Source organism: Paenibacillus tyrphae (genome assembly GCF_000722545.1).
GTDB lineage: Bacteria > Bacillota > Bacilli > Paenibacillales > NBRC-103111 > Paenibacillus_G > Paenibacillus_G tyrfis.
This window is the reverse complement of sequence record NZ_JNVM01000063.1, coordinates 1-13,753: the sequence shown is the minus strand read 5'-3', so window position 1 is coordinate 13,753 and position 13,753 is coordinate 1. Positions and strand designations below refer to the sequence as shown.

At 55.9% G+C, this 13,753-nt stretch carries 13 protein-coding genes; 6 read left to right on the top strand and 7 right to left on the bottom strand.

All coding sequences use genetic code 11. The features are described from left to right. The 3 genes from ET33_RS34765 to ET33_RS34755 form a co-directional block, all read right to left on the bottom strand. Positions 1-2,082 (bottom strand): AAA family ATPase (locus ET33_RS34765; protein WP_036693555.1); only part of this gene is annotated, 2,082 nt, incomplete at its 3' end. Continuing rightward, complete coding sequence (locus tag ET33_RS34760; RefSeq protein WP_036693553.1) at positions 2,079-3,374, bottom strand: metallophosphoesterase family protein; 1,296 nt, start codon at positions 3,372-3,374, stop codon at positions 2,079-2,081. The genes ET33_RS34765 and ET33_RS34760, both read right to left, overlap by 4 nt. 42 nt (positions 3,375-3,416) lie before the next feature. Next, positions 3,417-4,556, bottom strand: a complete 1,140-nt coding sequence (locus ET33_RS34755) for a glycosyltransferase family 4 protein (RefSeq protein WP_036693552.1) — start codon at positions 4,554-4,556, stop codon at positions 3,417-3,419. A 164-nt stretch (positions 4,557-4,720) separates the two neighbouring features. Between ET33_RS34755 and ET33_RS34750 the strand changes: the two genes are divergently transcribed. After that, positions 4,721-5,863 (top strand): GGDEF domain-containing protein, encoded by a 1,143-nt coding sequence (locus ET33_RS34750; RefSeq protein WP_036693551.1) that lies wholly within the window; start codon positions 4,721-4,723, stop codon positions 5,861-5,863. A gap of 66 nt (positions 5,864-5,929) precedes the next feature. On the opposite strand, the gene ET33_RS34745 is transcribed toward ET33_RS34750, so the two are convergent. After that, on the bottom strand, positions 5,930-6,136 hold the full coding sequence (locus ET33_RS34745; protein ID WP_036693550.1) for a helix-turn-helix domain-containing protein: 207 nt from the start codon (positions 6,134-6,136) through the stop codon (positions 5,930-5,932). 204 nt (positions 6,137-6,340) lie between these two features. Between ET33_RS34745 and ET33_RS34740 the strand changes: the two genes are divergently transcribed. Next, entirely contained in the window at positions 6,341-6,787 is a 447-nt protein-coding gene (locus ET33_RS34740; RefSeq protein WP_036693547.1) for a helix-turn-helix domain-containing protein, read from the top strand. A 114-nt stretch (positions 6,788-6,901) separates the two neighbouring features. On the opposite strand, the gene ET33_RS34735 is transcribed toward ET33_RS34740, so the two are convergent. Then, the gene (locus ET33_RS34735) at positions 6,902-7,138 is read right to left on the bottom strand and encodes an RNA chaperone Hfq (protein WP_036693544.1); all 237 of its coding nucleotides are present in this window, start codon (positions 7,136-7,138) and stop codon (positions 6,902-6,904) included. 256 nt (positions 7,139-7,394) lie between these two features. Further along, complete coding sequence (locus tag ET33_RS40160; protein ID WP_220389033.1) at positions 7,395-7,481, bottom strand: putative holin-like toxin; 87 nt, start codon at positions 7,479-7,481, stop codon at positions 7,395-7,397. Positions 7,482-7,772: 291 nt separating this feature from the next. Here ET33_RS40160 and ET33_RS34730 point away from each other — a divergent pair, with 291 nt between their 5' ends. The 4 genes from ET33_RS34730 (at position 7,773) to ET33_RS34715 (ending at position 13,181) form a co-directional block, all read left to right on the top strand. Beyond that, positions 7,773-8,378 carry a TetR/AcrR family transcriptional regulator gene (locus ET33_RS34730; RefSeq protein ID WP_036693542.1) on the top strand — a complete coding sequence of 202 codons (606 nt, stop codon included), beginning with the start codon at positions 7,773-7,775 and terminating at the stop codon, positions 8,376-8,378. Further along, the gene (gene map / locus ET33_RS34725; protein ID WP_036693540.1) at positions 8,375-9,133 is read left to right on the top strand and encodes a type I methionyl aminopeptidase; all 759 of its coding nucleotides are present in this window, start codon (positions 8,375-8,377) and stop codon (positions 9,131-9,133) included. The genes ET33_RS34730 and map overlap by 4 nt, the downstream gene beginning before the upstream one ends. 758 nt (positions 9,134-9,891) lie before the next feature. Next, positions 9,892-11,466 carry a M4 family metallopeptidase gene (locus ET33_RS34720; RefSeq protein WP_036693538.1) on the top strand — a complete coding sequence of 525 codons (1,575 nt, stop codon included), beginning with the start codon at positions 9,892-9,894 and terminating at the stop codon, positions 11,464-11,466. Positions 11,467-11,606: 140 nt separating this feature from the next. Beyond that, entirely contained in the window at positions 11,607-13,181 is a 1,575-nt protein-coding gene (locus tag ET33_RS34715) for a M4 family metallopeptidase (protein ID WP_036693536.1), read from the top strand. Positions 13,182-13,380: 199 nt separating this feature from the next. Here ET33_RS34715 and ET33_RS34710 read toward each other — a convergent pair whose 3' ends face one another. Then, a complete protein-coding gene (locus ET33_RS34710) occupies positions 13,381-13,617 on the bottom strand; it encodes an RNA chaperone Hfq (RefSeq protein WP_063761707.1) in 237 nt (78 codons plus the stop codon). Positions 13,618-13,753 lie beyond the last annotated feature (136 nt).

Here is a 13,753-nt window from a genome sequence, read left to right as displayed (position 1 = left end):
GCCCGCGACCGGCAGCTCGCGCCGGGCGCGCAGCGCCGCGAGCCGCTCGGCGGCGGCCCGGCGCCCGGCGTGCCGCGCCTGCCGCGCGCGGAGCTGCCGCTCGAGGGCATCGAGCCACGGCTCGATGTCCTCCGCTGGCAGCGGCAGCGCGCGGCCCGCGGCCGCGGGCGCGGGCGCGGCAGGCTCCGCCGCAGCGGCGGCAAGACCCGCCGCTGGCGGCTGCGCCGCGTAGCGCGCCAGGCGGCGCAGCTCCGCCGCCAGCGCGGCCTCGCGCGCAGCGGCTTGCTCGCGCAGCGCCGCAAGCGCGGGCGCTGCCGCAGCGGGCGCAGCGCCGCCCGCGTAAGGACGGCGGCCGCGGCCGGAGCGGCTCTGCGCGGCGCGGCGGCGCGCAAGCGTCCAAGCCGCGCTGGCGGCAAGCAGCACGGCGAGCACTGCGACAGCCGCAGCCGTCTGCTGCAGTGCCGCCAGTGCGGCCGGCAGCAGCAGCGTCGCGCCGTAGAGAACATACAGCGCTACGCCGGAAGAGCCGGAGCGGGCTGTCTCCGGCTCGGCCTGCGCTTCCAGACGGCTCAGCTTCTCGCGGTCCTGCACGCGCTCCGCTTCGAACCGGACCTCGCGCAGCGCTTCCTTCCACTCGTGGAACAAGCGCCTTGCCGTCCGAATCCGGTCCAGCCCTTCTTCCACCGACATGTGATCGTCATCGAACGTGAAGCTCTCCTCGGCGAAGGCTTCATCGATGCTCCGGCTGCGCCCCCCGTCGCCTTCTCCGTCCCAAGCCTCGGCCCCGCTCCGGCCATCCGCCGGCCCAGGCTCCTCCGCCCCGGATTCGCTTCGCAGCCGTTCGGCTTCCGCCTCCAGCAGCGATTCGTTCTGCCGCCAGACGCGCCACTCCTCGCGGAAAGCGGACGCCTCCTCGCGAAGCATGACCGTCGAAGGGAGACGGTCCAGATGCTCCGGCGTCCATGCCGGATATATGCGGCGAAGCATCCGCTCCAGCTCCAGCCCGAGCTGCTCTTCTTCCGCTTCCGCCTCCGCCAGCGTCCGTTTCGCTTCTTCGTAGGCCGGCAGCCGGTCCAGCAAAGCTTCAAGCGCCGCCTGCTGCTCCAGTACCGCGCCCTCGGCCTCCGCTTCCGCCTCAGTCGTCCGCAAGCCTTCCTTCAGATCCGACAGCGCAAGGGCAACACGGTCAAGCTCGACCGTGAGCCGCTCCCGCTCGGCAAGCACCGCTTCCATCCGCGGCAGCGCGTCAGCCGGGAACGCATCCAGCGTCTCGGGCAGCTCCGCCAGCTCGCGGCGCAGCTCCTCCCTCCGCAGCCAGTGCGGCTGGGCGCGGATGCACCGCGCTAGCCAGTCGGCTTCACGCTGGAGCTTATCCAGCTCGCCCTCCAGCGTCTCCTGCTCCGCAGCAAGGCGGTTCGCCTCCGCCTCCAGCGCATTATAGCGCTCCGCCCTGCCGCGACTTTGCGCGAGCTCCGCTTCCGCCGCCGCCAGCTCCTGCAGCGCCCGGTTCATCAGCGGCGTGCGTCCGCGCGGGCGGTACAGCTGCTCCAGCTCCTGCGCGAGCTTCTTATCCGCTCCGCGAATCACGCTGCCGCTCGCGCCGAGTCCCGCGCTGTACAAGAAGCTGCCGACCTCGCCCGATTGCAGCGTCCCGAGCTCCTGCAGTTCGCTCAGGCCGAAGGCGAACAGGCTGCGGAACAATTCCGGCGTAATCCCGCCTAAGAGCGCAGCCAGCTCCCTCTCGCCCCCGGCCGTTCCGTCCGGAAACGTCACGCGGACGCTGCCGGCCGCAGGCCCGCGCCCCCGGCCTCCGCTTGGGCGCTCCCACCGTTCGACCCGGTAACGGCGGCCTTGTTCGTCTACGAGCGTAATCGCCCCGCCTTGTCCGCCCTCTCCCCGCGCAGTCAGCCGCTCCGCCGAGCCGCCGCGGGGAAAGCCGAACAGCACATCCCGAATAAAGCCCAGCACGGTACTTTTTCCCGCTTCGTTCGGGCCATAGAAGAGGGTAACCGGGGAATCCGCCAGAAGCTCCGTATCATTTAGCACACCATAGCGGCGAATGTCGAGCCGTTCGATTCTCATTCGCTCCACCCCGTCTCCGCGCCGCTGCCGTCCGCCAGCAGGTCAATCGCCAGTTCTTCGGCTTCCTGCAGCCATGCGGCCCACTCCTCGGGCCCCAACTCGCTTAGTAGAGCGGCAAGCTGCGGCTGCCCCATGAGCGGCGCCAGCGCTTCCTCTGCGAAAGCCGACAGCCGCTCCGGGGATTCGCCGGCCTCCGACGCAAGACGCAGCAGATCGCCCAGAAAGCCCGGCTTTGCGGCCAAATCTTCGCGCGAAACAGCCGCTCCGGTCCGATCCTCGATGCTCTCGATCCAGACGGCTTCCGCGCCGGAAGCCGCGCTCTCTCTTAGCGCAGACGCCAGCCCCGAAAGCCATCCGCTGCGGCGCAACGCCGTATGAAGCGGCCCGCGTCCGGTCAGCAACAAGCGCGCCAGAACCGCGCGTCCGTCCGCTGCCGCACAGGCAGCCTCCAGCTCCTCCTCCAGCGCGTCCTTCAACTGCTGCTCCGTCTCCAGCCCGGCGATGGACAGCTCCCGAACCTCCCAGCGCACATCGTCCAGCGCCTGAAACCGCAGCTGGGTTTCACTCCCCGACGCCACGTCGACCACGTAGCAGCCGCGAGGGCCCGTTTCGCGGACGTGGCGGCCCTGCAGATTGCCGGGATACACCACCCAAGGAGACTCATGCAGCACCCGGCGCGAATGAATATGGCCCAGCGCCCAATAGTCCACCTGGCCGCCCGTCAAATCCCGCAGGCTGCAAGGCGCATAATTGTCGTGTCCCGCATCGCCGTCCACATTCGTATGCAGTATTCCGATGTGGTATAAGCCGTCGTGATGACTCACATAGCCCGGCGTTAAATTATCCGTTACCGCGGAACGGCCGAACGATATACCCGACACCCGCGCAACCGGCTCGCCGTCCCGCCCCCGGACGATGACGCTTTCCACCGCATCGCTCCCGAATACTTTGACCGTATCCGGCAAGCGCAGCTTCGCGCTGTAGCCGTCGTGCAGCGGATCGTGATTTCCATGAATGACAAAGGCGGGCACCCCGTGTCCCGCCAACGTTTCCAAAGCTTGTTGAAACCGCAGCTGAGCGCGCAGCGAACGGTCTTTCGCATCGTATATGTCGCCGCTGACGACGACGAAATCCACTTGCTCGTGAACCGCCAGGTCGACGAGCCGTTCGAGCGCCGTGAACGTCGACGCCTTCACCCGTTCCCTCAGCCCGTCCGGCAGACCGAACAATCCCCGAAACGGACTATCCAGGTGCAGGTCCGCAGCATGAATAAACCGAAACCCCCGCGTCATTTCAGAATCCTCCGTCCTTGTCTCATTCCGCTTAAGAAGGCCCTACTCCGCCGGTGGCGCCTTGCGGTACGTCCGGTACACGTTTCGGAGCTGCTGAACGACGCGCGTCATCGAGTACGTCTTGAGCGCCTTTTCCAGCGCCACTCGCGATAGCTGATAGCGGTACATCGGATCGCCGATCACCTTCTCCAGCGCCGTGGCCAGCGCCTGAACGTCGTTGACCGGAACCAGCAGGCCGTTGCTGCCATGCTCGATCTGCTCGGCAATGCCGCCGACGTTCGTGCCGACGACGGCCAGACCGCATAGCGCCGCTTCCGCAAACACCGAACCGAACGCTTCCGCCCGCGAAGGCAGGACAAACACGTCGAAGAACGGCATAAAATCTTCCGGATGAAGCATATAGCCGTAAAAAATCGTTTCCTCATAAATCCCGAGCTGCTGCGCAAGCTCCTCCAGCTCCGTACGGATCGGTCCGTCTCCGATCAGATGCAGCACGAACGGCTGCCCCCGGCGCTTCAGCTCCGCGCAAGCCTGCAGCAGCGTATCGAGCCCTTTGGCAGGCACGAGCCGGCATACCGAGATCAGCTGCGGCACTTGATTCTCGTGATGGACCGGACGGAACCGCTTCTCGTCGAAGCCGTTCGGAATTACCCCGATCCGCTCCGGCTCCTGCACGTACTCGGACAAGTACTGCTTGAACGAGTTGGACACCGTAATCAACTGGTCCGCCTTTTCCTCCAGCTCGCGATACAGCGAGGTCAGGAAAGCATGCTCCGGGCCATCCGCCGGAAATTTGCCGTTCAGCACAAGCTCGCGCTCATAGCTGGAGTGAACCGTCATGATCATCGGGGTGTCCGGAAACAGCTGCTTCATGACCAGCCCGGCGATCGGGTGGTGAGCGTGAATCAAATCGTACGTCGACTTGATCCGCATATTCGTCCACCAGATATAATCCTTTATCGTTTGTATGTATTTATCGACTACCGGATGGCCGGCATACGGCTCCCAGTCGAACGTAGAGAAACGAATTTCCCCGGTGCCTTTCCCGCGCACCCGTTTGGGCAGCGAAAAGAGCTCCATCTCCCAGCCCCGCTTGTTGAAGCGGTCCAGCATGAAAGGAACCATGGAAGAAACCCCGCCAGGCTGTTCCGGCGGAAAAAATAACGCTTGAAGAATACGCATCCTACCCACCTCGGCCTCTCCCGTTGTTCGCGAAACGCAAGGGCGCTTCGTCACTACCATCCTAACAGTTCCGGAATGCGACGACAAGACTTCCCAAAACGAATATACGTTTGGTATAATCAGTACCATGTACCCGTTTACAAAGTGAGGCTTCCGCGCGTTTCATGAACAATCAGACGATTTGGGATTTGATCTTCGGACCGACCGGTTCGATCTTTATGCACTCGATGCTGATCGTCATCATTGCGATGACGTTTCTCGTGTCGTTCCGACTGCTGCTATCGCGCCGCAAAATCGGATATTTCTCCATGATCATTGCGCTGTTTATCCTGATCGTCCAACATGCCCAGCTCATCGAAAAGACCTTGACTCACGACATAACCCCCTTGCAAGAATTCATCGCGCTGTTGATCAAGGTGCTTGCCTTTGTCATGCTCAATATCGGCATTTATCAGCTGTATAACGCTACCCGGAAGCGGGACTTCTTCGTCTTCGCCTTCTTTATCCTGTTGACCGCCGCCGTCTCGGTGTCATACTGGTTCGCTCCGGTCTGGTTGCAGGGCAGCGAGGATCAGTCCAAATTACTTCGTCCTCTCGGTATGGAGCTGTACTTGTTTTTGCTGCTGTTCATGAGCTTCCTGCTTGTGAACTCCCGCATCGGCCAGAACGGGAAGTATCAGCTGATGCTGACCGTTTATTTTACGACCCACACGATTCATATGGCCAACGTCTATTTATTTGACAGCAAGCAGATCGTCCTGAAATTTCTGGAGCAAACGATTCCGTTCGTCTTTTACATCGTTCTGTTCCTGTTCATTTTCGAACGGGTCATCGAGATCATGCAGGCCATTTACAACTCCTCCATTACCGACGGGCTTACGAAGCTATACAACCGAAAATATTTTTACAACCGTGTCACCCAATACGTGCAGCAACGAGCGCCGGTATCGGTCATCTTCAGCGACATTGACAACTTCAAGAAGCTCAACGATACGAAAGGCCACCATATGGGAGATCAGGTGCTTAAGCAGGTAGCGCAGATCGTGAAGGAAGAAACGGAAGACTCGGGTATTTGCGGACGTTACGGCGGGGAAGAAATGGTCGTGCTGGTGACGGACCCGGAAGTCGATGCCGCAGGCTTGTCGGAGCGTATCCGGAACCGTGTGGAGACGGAAACCATCGTGACGGTAAGCATGGGATACAGTATGCTCAAAAAAGGGGTAAACGCGGAGGAATTGATCAAGCAGGCGGATGAAGCGATGTACAAGGCCAAGACGACCGGCAAAAACAAAGTTGTCGGCTTCTAGGCCGACACCGGTCCGTACGCTCTCGGAAGAAAGGCGGGAAGCCGGCTTCCCGCTTCTATCGCAGGTCTATTCTATGGTGAACAATTCCTCCAGAGGCTGGTCCAAAAGATCGCTGAGCTTCTTCGCCGTGCCCGGGCCGACAGCTTTGACGGATCGCTCCAGCAAGCTGATATAAGCATAGCTCAATCCCGAGAGCTGGGCCAGGTCCCGCTGAGTCATTCCTTTGACGATCCGGGCTCGTACGATCGCGTTCGTTTTGGCTTTGATTTTCATGTTTGCGGTCCTCCCCCCTGCTGAACAACAACACACTACCATTATACATCAATTTAATTTACTATTGCAACCAGATATGTTTACTTTTGTTAAATTAACTTTATTTGTACTTCCTATTTTTAACTGTTAATATATAGATATTCACCGTTTTTTACTTAACCTGTTTATTGCTTTGCCATTATTTCAATAATGTGGGTGTGTGCGATGGATTTCTACGATCAATTACGAGATATGCGCAAATTGAAAGGTTTCACCATTCGCGAGCTGGCAGACCGCTCCGGCGTATCGGCGGCCTACATTTCCCAGCTGGAGAACGGCAACCGCGGGGTCCCCTCGCCCGACGTGCTGATGAAGCTGTCTGAGGGATTGAACATTCCTTATACCGAGCTGATGCAAATCGCAGGCTATTTGGAGAAAACGGCCTCCGACAAGGAGGAAGGAGCTTATACGAAGCCGCGGGTGAACCTACGCCGTTTTCTGCGCGAGAACGACCTTGTCTTCGACGGAATCGAATTAACCGAGCTGGATAAGGAATGGATCGAGCGGATGCTGACCGTCATGTTCTGGAAGGAAAAGCAGCTTCACATCAAGGACGAGCAGACGGAGGAAAGCCCCCAGGAAGTGGTGGAATTTTCGTATGAGTCGAAATAAAGCAGGAAAGTCCGGCTCCCGGCAGCTCCGGGGGAACCGGACTTTTTTTTCATGCGAAGAGGAAAGGACCGCTGCCGTAACACGGGCGGTCCTTCGGTTGTGACACGACATGGATTAAATAGCCAGGCGCTTGCTTGATACGATCGTAGATACCGCGACTTTATTGATCAGCGTATCTCTTCCTTTGACTTCGATCAGGATCGTGTACCGGTCCGTCGATTTCAAGGTGCCCTGCATTTGAACACCGTTCTTCGTAATTAAGGTGACAGGTATCCTTTCCTTTATGAGCCGACCCAAAAACCGGTTCTGCACACTATCCTCGTTCTGCACGTTATCACTACTTTTCGTCATGCGGGACATCCCTCTCTCTTTTTTAGGATTCCGTTCTATAGTATCACAACCGAATCTATTACTCTATTGCCAGGACGGACAAGGCCTTGTAAACTATAAATAGAAAGTATCACGTTCCGCCAACATGCGTATACTGAAAAAGGAATGCGGATGCCGCGAACATCCGCACTCCCGCACAATAGCCGCTTCTCAGGGCGGTGGCTTAGACAAATTGTATGAGGATCAAGAAAGGACCGCTGCTTTGACCGAGGGCGGTCTATTTCTTTTTGTTTAGGTACGTTAGCAATGTCAAGATGAACATCCCGAACCCGAACATCAAGGTAAGTGCTTGGTATACCTCCATTGGCCATCACCTCCGTTCCAGGAGGCTAGCCGACCGCCCTAAAAGCCTTTCTATCGTGGTTTTTCCATTGTAACATATTATTCCATTGAACCCAAAGTAAGCCTGTCCAACCGAAAAACCAATCGACCCTTGGGACCGAACAGTACGGACTTGCAGGACGCCCGACTTACGTTATCCGGAGCATCAGTCCGTACTGACGGGCTTCTGCGGATTCCAAACCGGGAACTATTGCAAACGGCTGCCGAATCGCTTATGATTGACATTACAGTAGGTCAAAAAAGAGGTGATCGCTTGTCTCCCCGAACGAAAGAACAAAACGAAGAAATCCGGCTTCTCCGGTTGAAGCAAATTATGCACGCCGCAGCCGAGGTATATTTGGAGCAGGGCATTACGATGGAAATGCGCGACGTCGCAACCAAAGCGCATCTGGGCTACGGCACCGTGTACCATTATTACAAAAACAAGCACGCTCTGCTCGACGACCTGCTGTGGCAGGCGTTCCACGATGCCAGACAAGTAACCGAGGAAGCGTTCGGCATTCCCCAGCCCCCCGGGCAGCAGCTCCGGCGGTACGGCACACTCCTGCTGAAGCAATGGTTTCGCGACCGGTCTGTCTATATCTTGTACAAAATGATCTGGGAAAACTTTCATCAGGTCCCGGGCGGCCGCTTTCAAAAGCTGTACGATCAGTTCCAAATCGAGCTGTACCGCCCGCTTGTGTCAGCCATTCAACAGCTCGGGGCGCAGGAGCCTGAGAAACGGGCAAATCTCCTGCTCGGCTCCATGATCGGCTGCGCCGGTTTATGGATTCATCACGGCCATGAAGAGCCGGATACCGACGATATCGCCGATTCGTTAGTCCGCAGTATCGAAAAAGAAGGGACATTGACCCCATGATTATTTTGAAAACCAAGCAAGAAATTGAGCTTATGAAGCAAGCCGGCCAGTTGGTCGCCGCTTGTCACCAGGAAATCGCCAAGCTGGTGCAGCCCGGCATTACGACGTTTGAAATCGAAGATCTCGTAGATACGATGATTACGAAGCACGGCGGCAAACCGCATACCAAAGGTTACAATGGGTATAAGTACGCCACCTGCGCTTCCGTCAACGATGTGATCGCCCATGGGTTTCCAAGCCGTACGCCTCTTCGAGAAGGCGACATTGTCACCATCGATATCGTCGCGGAACTCGACGGCTGGCTGGGCGATTCCGCCTGGTGCTACGCCGTAGGCCCCATTTCCGACGAAGCACGGCGGCTGATGGAAGTGACCAAGCAGTGCCTGGATCTCGGCATCGCTCAGGCCTTCGCCGGCAACCGCCTCGGGGATATCACGCACGCCGTCCAATCCCACGCGGAGCGGAACGGCTTCTCCGTCGTGCGCGATCTGCTCGCCCACGGCATCGGACGGGATATGCACGAAGAGCCCAACTACGCTCATGTCGGTCCGCCTGGCAAAGGCGTACGCTTGAAGGAAGGCATGGTGTTTACGATCGAACCGATGCTCAATGCCGGCACACACCATATGTATATCGAAGCGGACGGCTGGACGGCCCGAACGGCAGACGGACGGCTGTCAGCCCAATATGAACATACGATCGCCATCACCGAAGACGGTCCGCTGGTGCTTACCGACCAAGCCACGGTCGGCTGACGCTTCAGCCTCCATAGTTCTTCCTGCTCCATCTCAACCGGTTTCAGCCCTTTGTCCGCAGCTATCTGCCGCACGAAGGGCTGTTCTGCGTAACGATAGCGCCTGCTCTCCCGCCAATATCCCCCTTTTAACTCACATTCCATACATTACTTTATATGGATTTAAAATAATATATTACCTGTTATTAAATCCTATAATTGGATTTTTAAAGGTAAAAAAATGCTTGAAAATGAATATATCTTGAATTCCACGAAGGGTGTGGAATGTGAAGTTTAAAATCACAAAGGGACTATAGTCCCCATACACGAATCACAAGCCCCTTTTTCTATCAGATTTTCGATAAGAAATAGGCGACGCCTCATCCGATATCCTAGGTCTAAAGAAGCTTTTATTGTACAACAGGAATATTTTTACTTAAAAGGGTATTGAAAAAATTTAAAATTGGTTTAATATTATTATCAAGCAGTCCGATTTGGAATATTTTCCTAGTATTTCAACAAGCTGCGATTAGCCCCCACGATTTTACCTGAAAAGAATTGACCACTTGACGAAAGAGGTGATGCTTTTTAGCGAAAACACACACCTCATGTTTCCACTCGATTGATCCTGCCTTGCCTCAGATTGTTGCTTCTGTAGTCATCACCTTCGACGAGAGCCGCTTTAAACTGCCTTTGGTTTGTCATCCGCCACCGGAAAAACCAGTTTTAAATCCATTCTAAACCTATAGGAATAAATGTATAAAGGAGAGATGCATTTATATGTTAAAAGTATGGGCATCGATTATTACAGGAGCGTTTTTGCTCGGAAGCGTACAGGCCGTGTATGCTGCTCCACAAGATCAATCCGCTCCGCTGGGGAACTTAGCCCCTAAGCTGATTACCGAGGAAAACTGGAGCGCGCCCCAAGCCGTAACGGGGGAGGACAAAATCTGGAAGTACCTTGAATCCAAGCAAGAAAACTTCCAGATCGGCAAATCCGTCGATCTGAAAAAACAATTGAAAATTATCGGGCAAACGACAGACGAGAAAACGGGAACCCAGCATTACCGTCTGCAGCAGCATGTGGAAGGCGTTCCCGTATACGGCGGCATTCAGACGATTCACATCAACAAAGAAGGACAAGTCACATCGCTGATCGGCAGCCTGCTTCCCGAACAGCAGCAGCACGTACCGAGGGGTCTGACCTCGCAAATCAGCGAAGCGGAAGCTATCGCCGTTGCCCAAAAAGATACCGAAGCCGACGTCGGCAAGCTGGGCGAACCGCAAATGGCGCCAAAAGCGGATCTGTACGTTTACTTGCACAAAGGACAGCCGGTCCTCGCCTATGTGACGGAGGTTAACGTTCTCGAACCGGAGCCGATCCGCACACGCTACTTCATCAGCGCCGATGACGGCAGCATTTTGTTCAAGTACGACATCCTCACTCACGCTACGGGCACCGGAAAAGGCGTACTCGGAGATTTGAAAACGTTTACAACCACTCAATCCGGCTCTACCTATCAATTGAAAGATACGACGCGCGGGCAAGGAATCGTCACATATAGCGCAGCCAAAGGGCAACCACTGCCGGGAACGCTGCTCACCAGTACGAATAATATTTGGAACGACGGCGCAGCGGTCGATGCGCATGCCTACACCGCCAAAGTGTACGATTTCTATAAAAATAAATTTGGCCGCAACAGCATTGACGGCAAAGGCTCCCAGCTTATATCGAGCGTGCACGCCTACGACAAATGGAACAATGCCCAGTGGAACGGCAAGCAAATGTTATACGGAGACGGAGACGGCGTAACCTTCAGACCGCTCTCTGCAGATCCGGACGTCATCGGCCACGAATTGACTCACGGCGTTACGGAAAATACGGCGGGACTGGAATACTACGGCGAGTCCGGGGCGCTGGACGAATCGATCTCCGATATTATGGGGAATTCGATCGAAGGCAAAAACTGGCTGATCGGCGACCTGGTAACCCTCTCAAGACCCGCGCTCCGTTCTATGGAGAATCCGAAGCTCTACGGACAGCCCGACCGCTATCAAGACCGTTATGCCGGTACTTCCGATAACGGCGGCGTGCATACGAACAGCGGCATCAACAACAAAGCCTTCTACCTGATCGCCAATGGCGGTACCCACTACGGCGTCACCGTGAACGGCATCGGACGCGATGCGGCTGTGCAAATTTTCTATAACGCCCTCATCTATTACCTGACTCCGACTTCCGACTTCTCGGCTATGCGTGCCGCTGCCATTCAATCGGCGACCGACTTGTACGGAGCGAATTCCGCCCAAGTTGACATCGTTAAAAAAGCGTACACTGCCGTCGGCGTGAACTAATTTTAATGCAAAATTCACGGCAAGGACGAGCGGACGGCGGAAAGCCCTCGGCCTTTGGTTTGTCATCCGCCACCGGAAAAACCAGTTTTAATTTCACTCTAAACCAATCGGAATAAATGTATAAAGGAGAGATGAATTTTATGTTAAAAGTATGGGCTTCGATTATTACAGGAGCATTTTTGCTCGGAAGCGTACAAGCCGTGCATGCTGCTCCACAAGATCAATCCGCTCCGCTGGGGAACTTAGCCCCTCAATCGATTACCGAGGAGAACTGGAGCGCGCCGCAAGCCGTAACAGGGGAGGACAAAATCTGGAAGTACCTTGAATCCAAGCAAGAAAGCTTCCAGATCGGCAAATCCGTCGATCTGAAAAAACAATTGAAAATTATCGAGCAAACGACAGGCGAGAAAACCGGAACCCAGCATTACCGTCTGCAGCAGTATGTGGAAGGCGTTCCCGTATACGGCGGCATTCAGACGATTCACATCAACAAAGAAGGACAAGTCACATCGCTGATCGGCAGCCTGCTTCCCGAACAGCAGCAGCACGTACCGAGGGGCTTGACCTCGCAAATCAGCGAAGCGCAAGCTATCGCCGTTGCCCAGAAAGATACCGAAGCCGACGTCGGCAAACTGGGCGAACCACAAATGGCGCCAAAAGCGGATCTGTACGTTTACTTGCACAAAGGACAGCCAGTCCTCGCCTATGTGACGGAGGTTAACGTTCTCGAACCGGAGGCGATCCGCACACGCTACTTCATCAGCGCCGATGACGGCAGCATTTTATTCAAGTACGACATCCTCGCTCGTGCTACGGGTACCGGAAAAGGCGTGCTCGGAGATACGAAAACGTTTACAACCACTCAATCCGGCTCTACCTATCAATTGAAAGATACGACGCGCGGGCAAGGAATCGTCACATATAGCGCAGCCAAAGGGCAACCACTGCCGGGAACACTGCTCACCAGTACTAATAATATTTGGAACGACGGCGCAGCGGTCGATGCGCATGCCTACACCGCCAAAGTGTACGATTTCTATAAAAATAAATTTGGCCGCAACAGCATTGACGGCAAAGGCTCCCAGCTTAAATCGAGCGTGCACACCTACGACAAATGGAACAATGCCCAGTGGAACGGCGTGCAAATGTTATACGGAGACGGAGACGGCGTTAAATTCAGACCGCTCTCTGCCGATCCGGACGTCGTCGGCCACGAATTGACTCACGGCGTTACGGAAAAAACGGCCGATCTGGATTACTACGGCGAGTCCGGAGCGTTGAACGAATCGATCTCCGATATTATGGGGAATTCGATCGAAGGCAAAAACTGGCTGATCGGCGACTTGGTAACCCTCTCACAGCCCGCGCTCCGTTCTATGGAGAATCCGAAGCTCTACGGACAGCCCGACCGCTATCAAGACCGTTACACCGGTACTTCCGATTTCGGTGGCGTGCATACGAACAGCGGCATCAACAACAAGGCCTTCTACCTGATTGCCCAAGGCGGCACGCACTACGGCGTCACCGTGAGCGGCATCGGACGCGATGCGGCTGTGCAAATTTTCTATAACGCCCTCGTCCATTACCTGACTAAGTATTCGGACTTCTCGGCCATGCGCGCCGCTGCCATTTCGGCGGCAACCGACTTGTACGGAGCGAATTCCGCCCAGGTTGACGCCGTTAAAAAAGCGTACACTGCCGTCGGCGTGAACTAATTTTAACGCAACATTCACGGCAAGGACGAGCGGACGGCGGAATGCCCCCCCGCGAAGTGGTGGAATTTTCGTATGAGTCGAAATAAAGCAGGAAAGTCCGGCTCCCGGCAGCTCCGGGGGAACCGGACTTTTTTTCATGCGAAGAGGAAAGGACCGCTGCCGTGACGCGGGCGGTCCTTCGGTTGTCACACGACGTGGATTAAATAGGCAGGCGCTTGCTTGATACGATCGTAGATACCGCGACTTTATTGATCAGCGTATTTCTTCCTTTGACTTCGATCAGGATCGTGTACCGGTCCGTCGATTTCAAGGTTCCTTGCATTTGAACACCGTTCTTCGTAATTAAGGTGACAGATATCCTTTCCTTTATGAGCCGATCCAAAAACCGGTTCTGCACATTATCCTCGGTCTGCACGTTATCATTGCTTTTCGTCATGCGGGACATCCCTCTCTCTTTTTTAGGATTCCGTTCTATAGTATCACAACCGAATCTATTACTCTATTGCCAGGACGGACAAGGCCTTGTAAACTATAAATAGAAAGTATCACGTTCCGCCAACATGCGTATACTG